Here is a 19,697-nt window from a genome sequence, read left to right as displayed (position 1 = left end):
GTGCTCCTTCCGCCGCTGCCCGATCTTTGACTCAGGCATGTCAGTTCGGTCTCTGCAACGGCGTGGTCGGGTCGGGGTATTCCGGTTCCGGGGTCAGGGGCGGCGCGCGGCCCAGACCGTGATCTTGGTGCGGACGCTCAGGTCGGCGCGGCGCAGGAGGCTGTACGGTCCGTCGGTGTCGAGCAGTCCGTCGAGAGCGGTCAGGTCCTCTGCCGTGAGGGACGAGGCCACACGGTCGCGCAGGCGGCGCAAGCCGCTGACCGCGTAGCGGCCCACCGCCTCGGTGCGGGAGGGTTCGACTCCGACCGTGAGGGTGCGTTCGTCGTCGACGGTGAAACCGGCCGCGCGCAGTCCACTCGTCCAGTCGGCGCCGCGATGGGGCACGCGTGCGGCGTGGTGGTGGGCGAGCAGGGCGTGGCAGCGCTCCTCGAGGCCGGGGGCGGTTTCCGGGGCGTCCCCGGGCAGGAACCGGGGGAAGCCGGCCGGCTCGACGACGGCGAACAGTCCGCCCGGGGCGAGCAGCTCGTACACCTTGCGCAGGGTGCTGTCGGGGTCGGCCATGTGGTGCAGGGAGGCCGATGCCCACACCAGGTCCGGTGCGCCGAGGGCGGGCCAGTCCGTCGCGTCGAGGTCCGCGTGGACGAGGGTGGTGCGGTCGCCGGCGCCGACGGCCTCCGTCTTCCGGCGCAGGCGGCGCAGGTGCGCGGGCGAGGCGTCGACGGCGGTGAGCCGGGCCGCCGGGAAGCGACCGAGAAGGGCGAGGGTGCCGGCTCCGGTTCCACAGCCGAGGTCCACGATGTGGCGGGGATCGGCCCCGAGGGGCAGCCAGGCGGTGATGGACGCGAGGTGCTCGGCGAGCACCTCCGCTTCCATGTCGAGGAAATCCGCCTGGTCGTCCATGGCGTGCGCGGTGTCGTGCGGGTGGGCGTGCTGCGTACGGTGGGGTACCCGCTGCGGGGTGGAGTGGTCCATGGCCACGACGCTAGGCGGGCCGTCCGCGTGGGGCCCGCGCCCTCCCGGGATGCGCAAGACGATGGCCGGCCGAGCCGCGCAACGCGCAAGGCCGCCGAGGGCGCGACGACGGCGCCCGTCGGAAACCCGCTACCGCCCCCGCTGGAAGGCGGCGGAGACTAGCCCCATGACAGACATGAGCGCGTTCCGGGAGGCGGTCACCGCGTGGGCGGCCGGCGCCTCGGCGGACGTGGCGCGGGAACTGGCCGCACAGCTCCCTGTGCGGACCGCCGTCCTGCTCGAAGGGCTGAGCGACGCGGCCGCGGTCGAGGCGCTGGCCGCACTGCGCGGCCGGGACCTCGCGGCCGAGGGTGTCTGCGTGCTTCCCATGGGCGGTGCGATGAGCGTCGGGCGGTTCGCCGGCCTTGTCGGGCCGCCCGTACTGGGCCTGCGGCTCAGGGGGCTGTGCGACGAGGCCGAACACGGCCACTACGTCCGTGGCCTGGAGCGGGCCGGGGCACCCGAGCGGGGGTTCTTCGTCTGCGCGGCGGATCTGGAGGACCCGCTGATCCAGGCGTTGGGCACGACTCGGGTGAAGGAGATCATCCGCGCCGAGGGCGACGACCGCGCCCTGCAGACCTTCCTGCGGCAGCCCGCGCAGCAGGGCCGGGCGCCTCAGCGGCAACTCCGGCGGTTCCTCGGCACGAAGAAGGGACGCAAGATCCGCTACGGCCGGGTCCTCGTCGAGGCGCTCGGCCCGCAGGAGGTACCCGCCCCGCTCGAGGGCCTGCTCGCCGGACTCTGAAGGCCACAGCACGCCGCCCGGTCCGAGCCCGCTCCGCACCCGGCACCGACGCGGGCGGGCCCCGGCCGCCCACCACGCGGCGTCGGCGGTCAGGCGTCCTCGATCACCGTCGTGACGGGCGTGCCGGCCTCGATCGTGCGGCTGACCGTGCAGAGCCGGTCGTGGGACGTCCGCACGGCCCGGGGAAGGATGGCGCGGGCGCGCTCGGCGCCCTGGCCGTCGGGGAAGGCCACGTCGAAGGTGACGACGAGATTGGTCATGCGGTTGCCGAACTCGTCGCTGATCTTGTCGCCCGTCACCGACACCGAGAACCGGTCGGGCTCCGCGTGACGGGCGGTGGCCACGTCGACGTCCGCGGCCGTGCAGCCCCCGATGGCGGCCAGCAGCAGTTCGACCGGTGTGAACGCCGTGCCCCCGTCGTCGGAGGCGGTCCCGAAGTGGAGGGTGCCGCCGCGGGCGTTGGTGGCGACGAAGTGACCGGTGGCCGTGCGCTCGACGCGGACGGAACGCTGGGTGTCTTCACTCATGGGTCGACAGTAGCGGCGCCGCGACGCGCCCGGCCGTCGCCCCGCGCGGCCGCCCGCGGCCCGTGAGACGGTGAGAGCGGCCCGGCCCCGGGGCGGTGGCGCGCCGGCCGTGGGAGGCGGCGCTCCGGGAGGGAGCGTGCTCAGCGCACCGCGCAGCCGCACGCCAGGAGGCCCGGGCATGACGGCTCACGTTCCCCGGGCGGCCGGTACGGCGAGGAGCTGTTCGCACCGGAGCACCCGCGCGAGACCGGCGGAGGCCGCGGCGCACCTGGACTCGCCGGAGCTGCCGAACCCGGGCCCGGCACGGTGATGGCCCGGGGACGACGGGACCGAGCGGCCGCGGCCGGTTCCCGACGCACGGGACCGTGTCATCCCGGGCTCCCGGCCGCGGGGGCGGCGAGGGCGTCGAGCAACAGGTCCGCCGGGAGAGCGGGCACGGTCCGGCCGTGCACGCCCGTGGTCGTCGTCGCGGCCAGCAGGCTGTTGAGCACCGCCTCCTCCACCCCGTCGAGGACCGCTTCGAAGAGCGCGCCCAGTTCGGTGTCGGCGACGGGCGCACGGGGGTCGGGGCGTGTACCGAAGGCCACGGCGTAGTCGCCGCTGCCGTGGCTGTAGGCGGCGCCGGTGCGTGCGAGGGCGAACACCGCCCGCCGGGCGACCCGGGTGAGCTGCCGGGCGTCGAGCGGGGCGTCCGTGGCCACCACGATCATGCAGGAGCCCGTCTCCGCGACCGGTGCCGCGACGTCCGGTCCGAGCCCGAGGGAGCCGGGGGTGAGGGTGCGGCCGAGTACGCGCAGGGTGCCGCCGAAGTTCGCCTGCACCAGGACACCGACGGTGAAGCGCCGGTCCCCCACGTCCGGGGTGCGCGAGGCCGTGCCGATGCCGGCCTTGAATCCCAGGGCGACGGTGCCGGTGCCCGCGCCGACGCAGCCCTCGGGCACCGGTCCGCCGGACGCTCCGTCGAGGGCGGCCCGGACGTGCTCCTCGAGGACGGGCCGGGAGCGGATGTCGGACAGGAAGCCGTCGTTGCACTCCCCCACGACCGGGTTGAGGCTCTGTGTCTCTTCGCAGCCGGGGCGCCGGAGCATCCAGCCGACGAGGGCGTCGGCGACACGGAACGCCGAGAGGGTCGAGGTGAGCAGCACCGGAGTCTCCAGCGTGCCGAGTTCGGTCAGCTGGGTCGTCCCGATGAGTTTGCCGTAGCCGTTGCCCGTGAACACCCCAGCAGGCAGCGGTGTGCCGGGGCCCACCGCGTCCGGCACCACGGCGGTGACTCCGCTGTGCACGTCGGCGTCCCGGACCGTGGTGTGGCCGACCCGGACGCCCGGTACGTCCGTGATCGCGTCGAGCGGGCCGGCGGGCGTGCGCCCGATGACGATGCCGAGGTCGCGGGCGCGGGGGCGGGGGTCCATACCGGGGACGGTACACATGTGTGCCGGAAGGGGTATCAAGCCGGGTACGGTGGGTGAACACCCTGCCGGACGGCACCGACAGTCCGGTCACCCGCTCCAGGTGTCCGGGCCCCCGCCGCGCCACTCGACCAGCGCGGACTGCCGCATCCAGGCGTCGTCGACGTCCTCCAGCCCGGCCAGGCGCAGGAACTCCACGACGTCCAGCAGCCCGTACGCCATCCCCAGGAACCGTGCCCCCGCGCGGACGCGCCGGCCGCCGTCGTCGCCCGGCGGGTAGATCACGATGGGCTGGTCGCTCGCCATGCCACCAGCGTGCACGGGGTGTCGTGGGCGCGCATGCGGGGGGTGGTCCGTGTCCCCGCTGTCACCGGTGTGCGACCGGGACGCGGGAGGCGGCGGGCCGGCCGGGGAAGGAGCGGTCACCGAAGAGGATGCGGGATGCCGCGGCCCGGCCCATCGGTGTGCGCAGCAGAGTGAACGCGGCGTTCGTCGCGGCCGGGGTCCGGATGTGTGACAGCCCTCTGCGCAGCGACAGCCGCCCTCGGAAGGCGGCGCGCAGGCCGGCCCCGTCGTAGTGGGCCAGCGCGCCCGGTCTCCCGGCGGTCAGCGCGTCGTCGAGGACATGGGCGGCCAGGTCCGACAGGCGCAGGCAGGGGTCCAGGCCGCCGGCGGTGAGTGGGGAGACCGCGCCCGCCGCGTCCCCCACGAGGAGACCTTCGGCGCAGCTGATGCGGCGCAGTACACCGCCGACGGGTATGGGGCCTCCGCGTCGCTCGACCAGTTCGGGACGGTCCGCTCCGGCCAGCCCGGGTGCCGAGGCGCTGAAGCGTGCCACGGCCCGGCGCACCCCTTCGGGGAAGCGGTGGGCGTAGCCGGCGGTACCGACGTGGGCGTGCTGCCCGTCGTGCACGACCCAGGCGAGGTATCCGGGGGCGAGCGCGGGGTCGAGGACGCAGTGGAAGGTGGGCGGTTCGCCGTTCGGACGGACCTCGAAGACCTCTTCGGCTCCGACCAGCAGATGGCGGTTGCGGTCGAGGCCGAGGTCGCGGGCGACGGTCGAGCGCGCTCCGTCGGCCCCGACGACGAACCGGGCCCGGACCTCGGTGGGGCCGTCACGGCCGATCAGCCGGAAGGCGTCGCCGTGCCGGCCGGCGTACCGCGTGCCCAACGCCAGCCGGACACCGGCGTCGACCGCGGCCTCGGCCCCCGCTTCGTACAGCCGTGCCATGTCGCCCACCCGGTACTCGTCGCGGTCGCTGACCAGGCTGACGGGACGTCGCATGCCCGGGGGGTAGAGCAGGACTCGCCGGATGGGCGGCCCGAGGTGTTCGCCGGGCAGCGGGAAGTCGTCGAGTGTCTTGCGCACGAAGATCCCCGTGGTGCGGATCGCTCCGGCCAGGGTGGTCCGCCGGTCGACGAGGAGCACGTCGTGGCCCTGGCGGGCGAGGACGGTGGCGACGTGCAGGCCGGCCAGCCCCGCCCCGACCACCAGGACGTCGGCCTCTGCCGTGCGGGCGGGGCGGTGGGGTGTGCGGGCTGCTGCGGGCATGACTGTGCTCCCTGCGGGGTCGGTCACGGGTCGACGAGGGCGCGCCGTCTGCGGCGCGTCGTGGCACCGGTCGGCTCGGACGCTCACCATGGGGCGGCGACTCGATCGAACCACGATGGAAACCTATCGAGATTCGATAGGTTCGGCAAGGCGCGGGGTGCGGCACAGCTTTGTACCGACCTTCATGGCGAGCCAGCCCGCGGCCGCGCCGGCCGCGTACCAGAACAGGTCGGGTGCGTTGAAGGTGGAACCGAGGACCAGACGAGCGAGGGTGCTGTGCTGTGCGAGTTCCCCGGGTACGGGGGTGAGTTGCAGCAACTCCACTCCCCAGCTGACGGCCAGCGCCGCTCCGGCCGCGGCCGACGGCGTCGTCCGGGGCGCCACCAGGACGACGAGGGCGAGCATCAGGACGGTGTACAGGGCGTCTCCGCCGTACTTCGCCACGTCCCCCGACGCCAGGGCCCGCAGGCCCAGTCCCGCGCCGATGACCACCAGCGCGGCCACAGCCGCCGTGAGGCGCCTGCGTCCCGGGCGGTCGGGGGTGTGGTCGGGGATGAGGGGAGAGGAGGTCATGGGCGTCATTGTGCTGACCGGGGCCGCCCGTGCCGCAGGCGCCCGTCATACCGGCAACTCCCGCGCGACCTCGTCACCTGGCCGTTGCTGCGGATGGAGCAGGAGGCCGCGCCGGAGTCGTCTCCGCGGCGCGGCCGTGAACGTGGGGACCGGCGCACCTCCCTGGTGGACACCGGCGGCGGGAACCGGCTCGTACGGCCGGCGGGGACGGCGGTCGCGCGGACCCGATCCGATCGGGCACAGGATGTCGGGTGCGGCGGTGTCCTGGCTGCCTAGCGTGGTGATCACGAAAGAGGAAGGGGACCGGGCGTGCTGGAGCGGCTCAACCTGACGATGGAGCACATCGAGCGCCGTCTCGACCAGCCCGTGGACGTGGCCGAACTGGCCGGCGTGGCGGCGACGTCGGAGTATCACCTGCGCCGGATGTTCTCCGCGCTCGCGGGGATGCCGTTGTCGGAATACGTACGGCGCAGGCGGCTGACCGTCGCGGGTGCCGAAGTGCTCGCCGGACGCGGCACGCTGCTGGAGATCGCGGTGCGGTACGGCTACGGCTCGGGCGAGGCGTTCGCGCGGGCGTTCCGCGCCATGCACGGCGTGGGTCCGGGCGAGGCCCGGCGCACCGGCACCGCGCTCGTCTCCCAGCCCCGGCTGACCTTCCGCCTCACCGTCGAAGGGAGCAACAGCATGCGGTACCGCGTAGTGGACAGGCCGGCCTTCACCGTGGTCGGACCGAGGGCCAGGGTGCCCCTCGTGCACCTGGGTCCGAACCGGGCGATCATCGACTTCGTCCGTGGCATCGGACGGCAGGCTCTGGAAGAGCTGGAGGAGCTGTCGGACGAGGAGCCCCGGGGGCTCGTCGCCGTCTGCGACGACCTGGACCCGAGCCGGGCCGAGGGCACCGAACTCGACTACTACCACGGAGTGATCACCTCGGCGCCGGCACCCGAGGGCTCGGCCGTACTGCCCGTGCCGGCCGGCACCTGGGCGGTGTTCACGGCCTCCGGACCGGTGCCGGACGCCATCCAGCATCTGTGGCGGGACGTGTTCACCGAGTGGTTCCCGTCCAACCCGTACCGCGGCCGGACCGGACCGGAGATCCTGCGCACCCGGATGTCGCCGGACCGCACCGAGGCCGATGCCAAGCTGTGGCTCCCGGTGGAGCGGGAGGAGCGTTAAGGTCCGGTCGTTCAGGCCGTGGCCCGCCCGGTGGCGCCTCCCCAGGCGTGGACGCACAGGGCCTGTTCGACCACCTCGGTGTAGACGGCCGCGGCGAGCCACGACCGGGCGAAGCGGCCCGTGTCGGCCGGGACCAGACGCCCGAAGACGTCGCGGGAGCGGTCCGCGGCGGCGGTGTGGAGATCGTCGAGGAGGTCGGCCGCGGTGGCGAGGCCGAGGCGGCGCAGGCGGGCGGCGTCGCCCGCCGTGCCGCCGGCGAGGGCGAGCACACGGCGGCCTCCCGGCACGGCCTGGTGGACCCGGCGGCGCAGCAGGTGCAGCGGCGCCTCGTCCCCGCCGCCGCCGGCGGCGGCCCCGGCCGGTGGCGCGGGCGCGCCCAGGGGCAGGTCGGCGTGCTGGAGCCGGTCCAGGCCCAGGTCCACACGGGCCGCGGGGTCGGTGGGGTGCGTGGCGGCCAGGAGCAGGGCGCGTGCGTGCGGTCCCGGTGTCAGGCGTGCGACGATCCGCAGCCGGACGCCCCCGGCGGCGGCGAGCAGCCGGAGGTTGTCGCGGTAGGGCAGTGCCGGGTCGTCGTGGGCGGCGGCCAGCCGCAGGGGGACGCCCGCGCAGTCGGCGAGCAGACAGTCGCCCGTCGTCTCCCGCACCGTGCCGGTGAGGGTCACCTCCAGGAACAGCAGGTCCTGGCCGCCGTTCAGGGCCCTGGTGACCTGGTCGGCGGCGGGTACGGCCCACAGCCGGTCCAGCGGTTCGTCGTGCCATGCGGCGCCGGAGGCGCGGACCGCCCGTACGCCCGCGCCCGCACCGAGGCGGCCCGTCGGGGAGACGGTGGCGCCGGATACGGCCAGCCCGGCGCGCGACAGTTCGCGGTGGGTCAGAGCGGTGTCCCCGATGCGTACGGCGCGGTCGGCGGCGCCGGTCGCCCGGGCGGGGCCGCCGGGCATCACGTCGGACACCGTGTAGAGGCGTCCTTCGGCGTCGGCCGTCCAGGTGACCGCGCCCGCGTAGCCGGTGGCGGTGAGGACGGGTTCGGAGAAGAGCCCGTAGAGGCGCAGGGACCCGTCGGGGCGGTACGGCTGCCTGACCGTGCCGCGCAGTCCGGTCAGGTCGGGTCCGGTGGCGTGCGGGACGCGGTGGGCGACGTCGAGGACGGCGGTGAGGGAGTCGGCGAGGTCGTCGAGCCGGTATCCGGGGTCGGCCGCGCGGGCCGCGCGGACGGCGGTCACCACGGAGACCGCTGCCGCAGAGGCCCGCGGGAGGCCGGCGAGTCGGGCGGTGTGCGCGGCGTGCAGCAGTTCCGCCTGGAGCACGGCGCCCGCGCCGTCGGCGCCGGCTTCCAGGACGGCGGCGGCCGCGTCGAACACCGCGCGTGCGGCGGTGTGCTGTGCGGGCGTGGTGCGCTCGGGCTCCGTCTCTCCCGTCTCCTCCGGTGTGTCCGTGTCCTCGCTGGGGGCCGGGTCTTCGGCGGGGCCCGGGACGGGGGTGTCGTCGGCGACGGGTGCCGCCGAGGCGGCCGCCGCGCGGTGCAGGCAGTCGGGGGCCAGCAGGCATCCGCAGCGGATCGCGTCCGCACCGGTCACCGCCCCGCCCGGCGCGTGCAGGACGACATCGGTCTCGTCGTCCACGGCGATCCGCACGGTGTCGCCGTCCCGGGTGGCGGGGCGTGCCAGGAGCTTGGTCACGCCGGCGTCCAGCCGTTTGCGGAGCCGGGGCGGGAGCGCCGCGACGAGTTCGGCGGTGACGGACGGGACGACCGGAGGCAGGTCCGGGCTCATGCGATCTTCTCCCCTACCCAGCGGGCGAGTTCGAGTGGACTGAGGGCGGCGACGGGCATCCCTGCGGCGACCAGTTGGCCGGCGACCCCTGTGGAGTAGCGGGGTCTGCCGGTGTCGTCGAGGCTCGCGCAGCCCAGGACGTGGCAGCCGGCCGAGACCAGCGCGCGCACCTCGGCGAGCAGACCGCCGAGCGGATAGCCCTCCTCGAAGTCGCTGACCACCACGACGAGGGTGCGGGAGGGCACGGTGACGAGTTCACGCGCGTGCCGCAGTCCGGCGGCGATGTGGGTGCCGCCCCCGACGGAGACCTCCAGCAGCAGGGACAGCGGGTCGTCCACGTGCCCGGTGAGGTCGATGACCTCGGTGGAGAAGGCCAGGAAGTGGGTGGAGAGCGTCGGCACCCCCGCCAGCACGGAGGCGGTCAGCGCCGCCCACACCGTGGACGCCTCCATGGAGCCCGAGACGTCGGTGACCAGGACCAGCCGCCAGTCGGCGGCCCGCCGCGCCCGGGTGCGGAAGACCGGGCGCTCGGGAATCACCTGGACCGTGCCGTCCGGGCCTCGGCGGGCGGTCGCCAGGTTGGCCCGCAGCGTGCGGGGCAGGTCCAGGCCCCCGCCGGGGCGTCTGCTGGGGCGGGGCAGGGCGGTGCCGTGCAGGGCCGGGCGCAGACGGGTGGCCAGCTGCCGGGTCAGCGCCTCGACGAGGCTCCGGACCAGCGGGCGCAGTGCGGCCAGCCGGGCCTCGGGCAGGCCGCCCGCGTGCCGCAGCACGGTGCGCAGCAGGTCCACCGAGGGGCGCACCCCGTCCGCGTCCAGTTCGGTGAGGACATCGCTGCGGCCGGACGCGGCGGCCGCGGCCAGGACCTCCTCGCGGATGCCCGGCCCGAACAGCGCGGCCAGCTCCTTGGACCACTCGCGCACCCCGGGGTACGGCGCCTGGCGTCCGCCGCCGCGACCGGGGCCGGCGAGACTCCCGCGGCTGCCTTCGCCGCGTCCGCTGCCGTACAGCTCGTCCAGCGCGGTCGCCAGCGGTACGGCGGACCGCGGCAGCGCGTCGGTGCGGCGGCCGAGGAGGAGACGCCAGCGGTCGGCCGGGGCGAGGAAGTGCGCCCCGCCCCGCCCCGCGACGGCCTCGACGACGCCTCCGGCCGTGGTGTCGCCCGGCCGGGACGGCGCACCGGACCGGGGCCGGGATCGCACCGCGGGTTCCGGTCCTCCGGCCGGTGCCGGGGCGTCCGGGCCGGGCCGCGCGGTACCGGCTGCGGCATGCCGTGCGTGGCCGTCCGGCCCCGGCCGTGCCCCGTCGCCCGTCCCGGACCCGGCCGGCGGGCCGTCCGGGGTGGGGGTCGCGGCGGCGGCACGCGGCAGGAGGCGCAGTGAGCGCAGCCTCTCGCGGGCCGCGAAGTCCGCCTCGGTCCAGGCGGCGAGGGCCACCGGGTCGACGCCGGCGGTGTCGGCGACGTGCGGGGTGCCGAGGCCCGCTTCGACGGTGGCGAAGAGGCGGTCGCGGGCCGCGGGGCTCAGCGTGTCGAAACCGCCGCGCAACGCGGGCAGCCGGTCGAGGAAGGCCCGGTCGGGCAGCTCCGTCACCCGGGCGAGGAGGGGTTCCAGTGCCGGTTCCGCCGTCTCCAGGAGCGGGCCCGCGGCGCTCAGCAGTCCGCCGAGCCGGGCGGTGAGGGCGGCGCGGGAGTCGGGGCCGGTGGCCCCGTCGACCCAGGAGGCCACGCGGGCGCCGAAGACCCGCGCGTCCTCGTGGCCGAGCAGGACGCGTACGGCGCCGGCGGCGCCGCGCATCATCGGGGAGCCGTCCGCGGACAGGCGCTGCAGGGCGTCGGTGAGCCGGATGCCGCCCAGCAGGTCCGCGCGGTGGGCCAGTTCGAGCAGGGCGTGGGCGTCGGCCAGGTCCTCGGATCCGGTGAGGCCGTCCACCTGGCGTACCGCCGCCGCGGTGAGCAGGTCCGCGACGGCGGCAGCCCGGACCTCGTTGTCCGGGTCGGGACCGAGACCGGGGACATGGCCTGCCCGCAGCCGGTCCAGCAGGGCCAGGCCGGCCAGGAGGTCCGGCAGGGTGCCGGTCCCGGGCAGGACGCCGGCGACGTCGTCGAGCCGTTCGCCGGCGAGCGCGGTCAGGCCGCACTCCGCCGCTCGTCCGAGTCCTTCGAGGGCCTGCGCCGCCGTCGGCCCGCCCTCGTCGAGCTCCTGGCGCCGCCGTTCCCGCAGTACCCCTTCGGCGGCCTGCGCGGGGGTGACTCCGCGCAGGCCGGCCGCGGTCAGCATCGCGGCGGTCGCGGGTGTCCAGCGGACCTCCCACCGGGAGGTGAGGGCCTCGGCGCCGCCCGCGCCGACGACCTCCTTGGCCTCCCCGTAGGGCACCCCGCACACCGTCAGCCGGCGCAGCAGCAGTTCACGGCGCATGTCGCGGTCGGAGCGCAGCGGGTCGAGCCGCAGGTCGCGTGCGGGGCCGTCCGCCCCGGGGCCGGGCAGTCCCAGCCGGGCCACTTCGGCCTCGACGGCGGGGGCCAGGCCGCTGCGCGGCGCCTGAGGGGCGGGACGCCCGTCGCGGGTTCCGACGAGGACGCGTTCCATCGCGCGCGCCACGGCCCGTCCCCGGCCGTACGGCTCGCCCTGCGCGAGCACCGTCTGTACGGCTTCGACGAGTTCGCCCCGGCCGGCAGCGGGCAGGCCGCGCAGCCGGGCGAGGTCCGAGGCGAGCCGGCTGATCTCCCGTGCGTCGGCGGGCCCGGAAGGGTGGCCGAGACCGCGCAGCTCGGCGCAGACGCGTACGGCGGCCCGGGTCAGGGCCTCCTCGAGCGCCGCCGGGTCGCCGGCCGCGCGCAGGACCATGTCCTGCCACTCCGGGTCGCGGATGCCGGCCGGGTAGCCGGACCGCTCGTCGAGGAGCGCGTAGGTGTACGGGATCAGCGAGGTGGTCCAGCCGGACCGCCGCGCCGCCGCGTCCGGTTCCGTGTCGTCCCCCGCCTCCGGCCGCAGGAGCGCCGGGGCGTGGAAGGCCCCCACCACCACGGCGGCCCGCTCGCCCGCCGCGGTGGCCTCGGCCAGCCGGGCCCGCATCCAGCGCTCGCGCCGCAGGTCCAGCTCGGGCACGCCGCCCCGGGCCGCCGCGTCCTCGCGCAGGGCCCACCCGGTGAGCAGGGCGGCCCGGCGGAGCGCCTCGGGCGGGGAGCCGGGGGCGGTCGCCTCGACGAGCCGGTCCCAGAGGTCCTCCCCCGGGCGGCCCGTCAGGCGGGCCCGTACGGCCGTGGCGATCCCGGGCCCGGGCGTCCCCGCCGCCGCGGTCTGCCGTCCTTCGGCCCAGGCAGGGTCGGCGAGCGGCAGGTCGCAGGCGACCACCGGCACGCCGCGCCGGACGGCCCAGCGCACCGCGGCCAGTTCGGGCGAGAAGTCGGCGAACGGGTAGAACGCCGGTCCCCGGCCGCTCCCGTCGGCGGGAGCGGCGGCGAGCGCGACCGGCGCGCGTGTGTCCTCGTGGCCCAGCCAGGGCAGCCACTGCTGCATCTCTGCGGGCAGTTCGACGAGCAGCACCTCCGGTTCCGCCTCGTCCAGCAGTGCGGGCACGGCCGCGGCCAGCGAGGGCGCGTGGTGCCGCACGCCGATGAGACAGGGCGCGAAGGGGTCGGTGAGGGCGGCGAGCGCCTCGTCGGGCGGGACGGGCGTGCCCTGCGGGGCGGCCCGGTGGGAGAGGGACACGGCGGTCAGCCCTCCAGGACCGTACGCAGGTCCCACAGGGTGCGCCAGGTGGGGGAGCCCTGTTCGGCGCGGCGCCGGACGGGCCCGTCCCAGTAGCCGCGCAGCCGGGCGGCGTCGGCCGGGTCGTCCTTGCGGACCACGCCGAGCAGGTGCCCCGGCAGCAGTCCGAGCACGTCGCGGTCGCCGGGGAAGTACGCCGCGGCGAGGGCGAGCGCCCCGGCGACGGACACCGCCTCCGCGGTGCTCATCACCGTGGAGGGCCGCTCGACCTCCCAGCCTTCCGCCGACCGGCCTTCGCGCAGGTCCCGGAACGCGGTGACCAGTGCCTCCAGCACGGCGTCGTCGACCTGGAAGGGCGCACCGGCCCGCTCGACGGACGCCCGGGCCTGGCCGCGCACCAGTGCGGTCTCCGCGTCGAGGTCACCGATGGGGCCGACCGTCTCGAAGTTGAAGCGGCGCTTGAGGGCCGCGGACATCTCGGAGACACCCTTGTCGCGGAGGTTGGCGGTGGCGATGAGGTTGAATCCGGGTGCCGCGTGCGCCAGCGCGTCCTCGCTGCCGGCGAGTTCGGGTACGGCGATCCGCCGTTCGGAGAGCAACGACACCAGGGCGTCCTGCACTTCGGGCAGGCAGCGGGTGATCTCCTCGACGCGGGCGACCGCGCCACCGGACATGGCGGTCAGCACGGGAGAGGGCACGAGGGCCTGCCGGGAGGGGCCCTGTGCCAGCAGCAGGGCGTAGTTCCAGCCGTACTTGAGCTGGTCCTCGGTGGTGCCGGCGGTGCCCTGGACGACGAGGCCGCTGGTGCCGCACACGGCGGCGGAGAGCAGCTCCGACAGCATCGACTTGGCGGTGCCGGGCTCGCCGACGAGCAGCAGTCCGCGCTCGCCCGCGAGGGTCACCACGCACCGTTCGACCAGTGCCCGGTCGCCGACGAACTTGTCCTCGACGACCAGGCGCCGTGGCACGCCGTCGGGGACCTCCGCGTCGTCGGGGAGCTTCAGGGCCTCACCGGCGCTGCCCATGACGAAGGTGACGACGGCTCGGGGGGTGAGCCGCCAGGCGGGCGGGCGCGGACCGTCGTCGAGGGCTGCGAGGAAGGCCAGTTCGGTCGCGTACCGGTCCTCGGGCGGGACGATCTGGCGGGCCGGGGAAGGGGACAGGGTGGTGGTCATCGGCGCGGGTTCTTCCGGGTGCGGGTGGACGGTGGTCATCGGCGGCGGCCCTTGCGGTTGGCGCGGGTGGCGAGTTCTTCGTAGGCCGGGGCGTCACCGGCGCGGACGCGCTCCCACGCGCGGGTGAACAGCTCGGGCACGGGCAGCGCGGGTGCGGTGCCGCGCAGCGGGTAGAGGCCCTGCTTCCAGATCTCCACCGGCAGGGCGGGGGACTTCAGGTCCAGCCAGCCGCAGGGCAGGAACAGGGTGCGGCCGGCCCGGGCCCGCTTCGCCTCGACGACGAGCCCGTCGGCCGCCGCCAGTTCGGCGCGGGCCTTCTTCATCCGGGCGGGCCTCCAGCCGGTCCGGCGGACGCAGTTGCGGTCCGTGGGGTCGGGCAGGGCGAGCAGTTGGAGGTAGAGCCCCGCCGCGTCCTCGCCCAGTGCGAGGGTCGAGGCGACCTCGGCCACCAGTCCGGGCACGCTGATGGACGGATCGTGGGCGTACCCCGTGGGGTCCTCCCGGTCCGTTCCGGCCGCCACGGCGCGGGCGAGGCCGTCGTCGAGGATCGTCCGCAGTGCCCGCATGCCGTCGCCGCGTCCGGGGCCGACCAGTCCCTCGACCAGCCCGAACACGGGGTCGTCGGCGTGGTCGAGAGCCGCGGTGCGGACCAGGACGGCTTCCTGGTCGCCGTACCAGGGGCGCAGGACCAGGGCCTCGCCGACGCGGGTGAGACCGTCCGGGCCGGCGCCGCCGGTGGCGGGCAGGCCGTACGCCTTGCGCAGTTCCAGGGCGGTCGACGAGCCCTTCTCGGTCCACTCCAGGTCCAGGTCGAGCAGCAGCCCGGGGTCCGCGAGGCGGCGGCGCAGCGCCGCGAGTCCTTCGGGCAGCGCGGCCCGCAGGGGGTGCCCGTGGGGCAGCGAGTAGGCGAGTGCGGCCAGGGAGGACACGGCGCGTGTCAGGTCGTACCGTCCGGGCAGGGCACGGGGGTCCTCCGGGACGAGGTTGCCGTCCTTGTCGGGCCGCTGCACGGTGGTGCGGCTGAGCCAGGGCGTGCGGCGCGGGTTGAGCACCTCCTCGACGGCTCCGGTGGGCAGTCCCGGCATGAAGAGATCTCCGACCAGGTCCTCGGGCAGCCGGAGGACTCCGTCGAGGCGCTCGGCCCACACCAGGCCCGCAGCGTCCGTGTCCGGTCCGGCGGTCCACAGGTCACCGGGGTTCCGGGGCAGCAGGGCGCCGACGAGGGCCGCCCTGTCGCCGGGGGCGATGGAGTTCAGCAGTGCGTCTCCCAGCTGCTTCTGCCGTGGTTTCAGGGCCGTGGTGGCGCTCACCTCTTCGGTCAGCTGGGGCGGCTTTCCGGCGAGGAGCAGGGCCGCCTGCACCGGTCCCAGTCTGCCCCGCGTGGCGGCGGACAGGGCGGCGGGGGCTTCCGGCTGCCAGGGCGCGGGGCCCTTGTCCCGGACGAGCGCGGTCACCGCCGCCAGTTCTTCGGCCGGGAACACCGGCGGGTACGGGGTCTCGCGTCCCGAGGTGAAGTGGGCGACGGCGCCGAACGCGCCGGTCGGGTCGTGGTCGAGGGCCAGCCAGTTCACGCGCTGGTGCTGGTGGTCGACGCTCTGGCAGCCGAGGACGACGACGGTGCGGCCGGCGCGGCGCAGCACCTGACCGGCGCGGTCCCGCTTGCCGCGCGGCTCGCTCAGCAGGACGTCGCGCAGCACGGCTCCGGGCGCGGCCAGCGGGCCCTCCGTGATCGCCTCGAAGAGCAGCAGCAGTGCCCTGCGGTGCGCGTGGGGCAGGGCGGGTGAGGCGGCACGGTAGGCGAGCGGGCGCAGCGCCTCCAGCAGGGACGGCCACGCCGGGCCCTCGGCCGGGACGGTGCGCGCGTCACTGGTCCAGCCGTCGGCGGTGCCGGTGAGCCGGGCGTCGGCGGGCAGGGCCCTGCCCTCGGCGGGCTTCCCGGTCAGGACGTGGTTGACGGCGCGGATCTGGCGCAGCACGCTCCACCGCTGCCCGCCGCCCCACCAGCCGTGCTGCTCGGCGAGGCCCGCGGTCGCCTCGCGCAGCGTCTGGTCGTCGCCGTCCTCGGGGCGGTAGTCGGCGAACATGCCGGCGACGTGCTGGGGTTGCGTCCTGGGCCGCTCCGCCGGGGGTTCGACGAAGGAGGCGACGGACTCGGCGAGTCGCAGCACCGCGAGCACGAGGGCGGTGACGCCGGTGAGGACCCGGGGCTGGGTGAGTGCGGGCAGGGAACGGGAGACGACCGCGCGCAGGACCTCCTCGGCGGTCGGGACCGGGGGGTTGCCGGTCGTCCGGCCGGCTGCGCCCTCGGAGTCCGCGTTCGCGCGCTTGGCCGCCGCCATCTCGGCCTGCCGCTCGGCCAGCGCACGGGCTCCCGCGCCCAGCAGTTCCCGGGCCTGCTCGTCGCTCAGCGCGCGCAGAGCCGCCGAGGCGTTCTCGTCGCGGGGGCGCAGGGCGTGCCAGAAGTCGGCCGGCGGGACGAGTGGTGTGCCGGCGGCGAACTCGCCGCCGCGTTGCAGCGGCGTCAGTCTGCCCAGTTCCCGCAGGCCGGCGCTGTGGTCGGTCGTGTACCAGGTGATCTGGCGGTACTGGGTCGCGACGACGGGCTCGACGCCGCCGGGCAGGCGCACCGCGCCGAGCGGAACGCCCGGTATCCGGTTGTCCGCCGGGAGGGTGATGGTCCGGCCGTCGGGCGTGCCGACGGCGGTGCGGGCCTCGTCGCCCTCGCCGTCGGTGCGTACCCAGCGGCCGAGGACGGTGCCGTCGGTGCCGAACGGGCTGTGCTCCAGGCCGGGCTGGAGGGGCAGCACCGTGCAGTGCTGCTGGAGCAGGGTGGCGCCGTCGCGGATGCCGGAGCGCAGGAACGCGGGCAGCGAGGCGCGGCCGTGGGTGCCGGTCACCGGGTCGTATTCGAGCCACACCTGTCGCAGGCCCTGCCGTCCCTGGCGCCAGTACGAGGTGCCGTCCCCGATGACGGGTCGGCGGGGCGGCAGGACCGTGTCGCCTGCCCGCAGGGTGCGGCCGCCGGTGGCGCGGCCGCCGTCCGGCAGCGGGATGGAGGTCTCGCCCGCGTCGCCGCTGCCGTACCAGGCGGGGAGCTTCTCACCGCCGAGCGGGAACACCTCGGCCGGGCGGGCCGACCAGTAGCCGCGCTGTTTGCCGCCCTCCCGCCACATGACGAGCAGTTCACCGTCGGTGTAGCGGAACGAGGGCCGCTGCCAGCGGTCCAGTCCGGCCGGCAGCCGCAGATCGTGTTCGAGGACGATGTCCCGCGGTCCCACCACGATCGCCTTGTGCCTGCGGGAGAGGATGAGGAACGGCCAGGACTCCTCGACGGCGAGGGTGTCGTCGCCGTCGCGCCGGGTCTCGGCCTGGAGCCGGAGCACGGCCTCTTCGAGGGCGGGCCAGCCCAGTTCGTCCGGGATGCCGGCGCGCAGGGTGTTGCCGAGCAGCGGTGCGACGTCGAGCGCGGCGGCCCGGGCGACGGCCCGCGGGCTGATCCTGGCGGCGACCGTCCGGAAGGGTCGGAGCCGTTCGAGCGCGGCGCGGGCGCTCGCGAGGCCGGCGGCGCCGTCCAGTTCGGCGGCGGCGTCGTCCAGCCACTCGCGGAGCACCCCGGCGAGCACGGGATGGCCGGCGGTCTTCTCCAGCAGGGCGGTGCCGGCCCGCCGGCGGTTCAGGTCGCCGACGGCGTCGTAGAGCAGGCGCCGCCCGTACGGGTCCGCCGCCGTGGCCGTCAGGTCACGGCGGCCGGTGCGGGTGTCCTCCATCCACCGGCCGAGGCCGAGGTGGACGTCCGTGCCGGTGCCGGGCCGGGTCAGCGGAATGTCCTCGGCGACGCACAGGTCCAGCAGGTCCAGGTCGGCGCCGGCGTGCCACCGGCCGGTGAAGAGGTCCACGGGGCGGCCGTCGGCGCGCAGGCGGGGGGCCATGCGCCCGACGAGGGCGAGGGTGGCGGGCGAGCGGTCGCTGAACGTGCCGCCGTGCTTGCGGTGCAGTGCCCAGCGGGTGAGCCAGTCCGCCGCGTCGGTCCCGTCCGCGGCGTCGGCCGATCCGGTCAGCAGCCGGTCTGCTCCGGTCTCGGCGAGCAGCGCCAGCCAGAACTCGTCGTCCTTCGGGGAGCGGCCGAGGCCGACGGGCATGATCTCCAGCAGCCGGGCCCGGACGGCCGGCTGCCGCTCGGCCAGGACGACGAGCGTCGCGCGGTAGGTGTTCCAGAAGGACGCGGGGGCGCGCACGGCCGCGGGTGATGCGAGCAGGTCCGCGACGAGGGCGCACTCCTCGGTGATCCGGTCCAGTCCGGCCGCCTTGATCAGGGTGCGCGCGTCCTGGGGCAGGGAAGCGTACGGCGGCATGCCGGCGGCGCAGCGCTCCACGGTCAGCTGCCGGAACTGCGCCCATGCCTCGGCGGGGGTGAGCCGTGCCGCGAGGGCCTTGACGTGTTCCTTGAGGGCCTTGACCGTCAGTGCGCCGGCGAAGGCGAACTCCAGGAACACGGCGCGCTGCCGCTCCTCGTCGACGGTCAGCGCGTGCACCCGCTCCGCGTCGCGGGCCTTGCCGAAGAAGGCCGCGGCGTAGGTGGTGTTCTCGTGCTGGAGGAAGACGCGGGCGGCCTGTTCGTAGAAGGTGGGCAGGAAGTGCGGGACGGCCCGGCCGAGCTGTTCGCCGAGCGCCTCGAAGCCCTCCTTGGCGGTGCCGGGGCGGGACTTGGCCTGCCGGGCGAGCCGCTCGACGTCCCGTACGAGCGCCAGCGCGTGGTGTCCGTTCGCCGGGTCGTTGACGAGTGCCCAGGCGGGGAAGCCGAGGGTTTCCCGGCGCACCTGTCCGACCTCGCGGGTCTCGGGCTCCCTGGCCAGGCCCAGGAAGTCCAGGGCGAGGTCCTCGGCGTCGCCGAGGGTGCCGGGCACGAGCCGTACGACCTTCCGCTCGCCGAGCGCGGTGTGGGTGTAGGTGCGGGCGGTGAGGACGTCGGCGTCCTCGCGGTCGGTGACGCCCGGGGGCAGCACGGCGCCCCCGTCGAGCAGGGCGGCCGAGGTGGCCTCGTCGAAGGTGATGCCGTCGTACTCGTACGTCGTCACGCCGCACGCTCCTCGTCCTCGATGTCGCGTCCGGCGTACAGCGCGGCCGCCATGCGCATGCCCTCCGACCAGGCCACCGGACCGACCTGAGCGAGCTTCAGTGCCCGGCCCGCGGTGTCGGTGAAGACCAGCGGGCCGGTCTCCGTCTCCGCGTAGCCGTCGTAGTCGCCGACCCACACGCGGGCCTCGACGCCGCGGCCGTCCTCCAGCACGGAGCACACGGCGTGACCGCCGCGTACGCGGTAACCCAGCTGGGCCGCGCGGCCGTGCAGGAACCTCAGTTCCTTGAAGGCGCCGCCCGCGTAGTCCTCGACGGAGGCGGCCTCGGTGCCGGGGGACGCGGGCCGGTGCCACACTTCGCGGAAGAGCTGCTGGGCGCGCTGCTCGATGCCGATCTCGACGGCGAACTCGCGCAGGTCCTCGAGGTCGTCGAGCAGCACCGGGTGCGGGAGGCGGACCAGACCGGGGGTGATCCGGACGGTGTCGCCGTCGAGGTCGACGATGCCGAGCCCGCGCTCGGGGTCGGCGTCCCGCAGGAACCCGGCCACCACGCCGTCCGCTCCCGTGACGACCGTGTCGCGCAGGGCGGCCTGCCAGGCCGGGTCGGGCCACACCCGGGCCAGGACGGCGAAGGGCACCGGCAGGGAGCGCACCATCCACCGCTCCACGTCGGCGAGGCACTGCCGCTCGTGCCGCTCGAGCCACTCGACGAGCTGCCGCAGCCCCACCACCGCGGGATCGTCGGCGATCTTCGCCGGTACGGACTTCAGCCGCCGTCCGGCCGCGTTGCGGCACACCACCTTGCCGTCGTCGAGGGCGACTTCGTAGCCGCCGGCCGACACCCACCCCATGTGTGCCTCCCGCATTCACAATGATCAAGTGACGGGAACCTTAGAACAGGGCTCTGACATCGGGTCCCGGCCCTGACGGACGCGGGTGCGGACGTCCCGGTTCCCCGGCCGGGCGGGCAGGGCC

At 75.8% G+C, this 19,697-nt stretch carries 13 protein-coding genes; 2 read left to right on the top strand and 11 right to left on the bottom strand.

Annotated elements, in window-relative coordinates; all coding sequences use genetic code 11:
• Positions 1–93 precede the first annotated feature (93 nt).
• Positions 94–972 (bottom strand): class I SAM-dependent methyltransferase, encoded by an 879-nt coding sequence (locus ACZ6A9_RS29615; RefSeq protein WP_468991577.1) that lies wholly within the window; start codon positions 970–972, stop codon positions 94–96.
• Positions 973–1,138: 166 nt separating this feature from the next.
• Here ACZ6A9_RS29615 and ACZ6A9_RS29610 point away from each other — a divergent pair, with 166 nt between their 5' ends.
• Positions 1,139–1,756, top strand: coding sequence for a TOPRIM nucleotidyl transferase/hydrolase domain-containing protein (locus tag ACZ6A9_RS29610; RefSeq protein ID WP_468991574.1), 618 nt, complete (start codon positions 1,139–1,141; stop codon positions 1,754–1,756).
• An 89-nt stretch (positions 1,757–1,845) separates the two neighbouring features.
• Here the strand turns inward: ACZ6A9_RS29610 and ACZ6A9_RS29605 are convergent, their stop codons facing one another.
• From ACZ6A9_RS29605 to ACZ6A9_RS29585, 5 genes are all read right to left on the bottom strand, one after another.
• Positions 1,846–2,283, bottom strand: coding sequence for an OsmC family protein (locus tag ACZ6A9_RS29605; RefSeq protein WP_468991569.1), 438 nt, complete (start codon positions 2,281–2,283; stop codon positions 1,846–1,848).
• 368 nt (positions 2,284–2,651) lie between these two features.
• Positions 2,652–3,695 carry a P1 family peptidase gene (locus ACZ6A9_RS29600; RefSeq protein WP_468991563.1) on the bottom strand — a complete coding sequence of 348 codons (1,044 nt, stop codon included), beginning with the start codon at positions 3,693–3,695 and terminating at the stop codon, positions 2,652–2,654.
• A gap of 87 nt (positions 3,696–3,782) precedes the next feature.
• Positions 3,783–3,998, bottom strand: coding sequence for a hypothetical protein (locus ACZ6A9_RS29595; protein ID WP_468991560.1), 216 nt, complete (start codon positions 3,996–3,998; stop codon positions 3,783–3,785).
• A gap of 61 nt (positions 3,999–4,059) precedes the next feature.
• Complete coding sequence (locus ACZ6A9_RS29590) at positions 4,060–5,244, bottom strand: FAD-dependent oxidoreductase (RefSeq protein WP_468991557.1); 1,185 nt, start codon at positions 5,242–5,244, stop codon at positions 4,060–4,062.
• A 123-nt stretch (positions 5,245–5,367) separates the two neighbouring features.
• Entirely contained in the window at positions 5,368–5,817 is a 450-nt protein-coding gene (locus ACZ6A9_RS29585) for a ribosomal maturation YjgA family protein (protein WP_468991555.1), read from the bottom strand.
• A 309-nt stretch (positions 5,818–6,126) separates the two neighbouring features.
• Here ACZ6A9_RS29585 and ACZ6A9_RS29580 point away from each other — a divergent pair, with 309 nt between their 5' ends.
• On the top strand, positions 6,127–6,993 hold the full coding sequence (locus tag ACZ6A9_RS29580; RefSeq protein ID WP_468991552.1) for an AraC family transcriptional regulator: 867 nt from the start codon (positions 6,127–6,129) through the stop codon (positions 6,991–6,993).
• Positions 6,994–7,004: 11 nt separating this feature from the next.
• On the opposite strand, the gene ACZ6A9_RS29575 is transcribed toward ACZ6A9_RS29580, so the two are convergent.
• The 5 genes from ACZ6A9_RS29575 to ACZ6A9_RS29555 are packed head-to-tail and all read right to left on the bottom strand — an operon-like array spanning position 7,005 to position 19,573.
• The gene (locus tag ACZ6A9_RS29575; RefSeq protein ID WP_468991550.1) at positions 7,005–8,765 is read right to left on the bottom strand and encodes a hypothetical protein; all 1,761 of its coding nucleotides are present in this window, start codon (positions 8,763–8,765) and stop codon (positions 7,005–7,007) included.
• Entirely contained in the window at positions 8,762–12,472 is a 3,711-nt protein-coding gene (locus tag ACZ6A9_RS29570; protein WP_468991547.1) for a DUF5682 family protein, read from the bottom strand. Before ACZ6A9_RS29570 ends, ACZ6A9_RS29575 begins: the two co-directional genes overlap by 4 nt.
• 5 nt (positions 12,473–12,477) lie before the next feature.
• Positions 12,478–13,647, bottom strand: a complete 1,170-nt coding sequence (locus ACZ6A9_RS29565) for an ATP-binding protein (protein WP_468991543.1) — start codon at positions 13,645–13,647, stop codon at positions 12,478–12,480.
• A 35-nt stretch (positions 13,648–13,682) separates the two neighbouring features.
• Positions 13,683–18,722, bottom strand: a complete 5,040-nt coding sequence (locus ACZ6A9_RS29560) for a hypothetical protein (protein WP_468991538.1) — start codon at positions 18,720–18,722, stop codon at positions 13,683–13,685.
• Positions 18,719–19,573 carry a DUF4132 domain-containing protein gene (locus tag ACZ6A9_RS29555; protein WP_468991531.1) on the bottom strand — a complete coding sequence of 285 codons (855 nt, stop codon included), beginning with the start codon at positions 19,571–19,573 and terminating at the stop codon, positions 18,719–18,721. Before ACZ6A9_RS29555 ends, ACZ6A9_RS29560 begins: the two co-directional genes overlap by 4 nt.
• Positions 19,574–19,697: the final 124 nt, after the last annotated feature.

It is taken from the genome of Streptomyces sp. NPDC041124 (assembly GCF_055592385.1).
The sequence above is the reverse complement of the archived record's forward strand: the minus strand, read 5'-3'. Positions and strand labels throughout refer to the sequence as shown.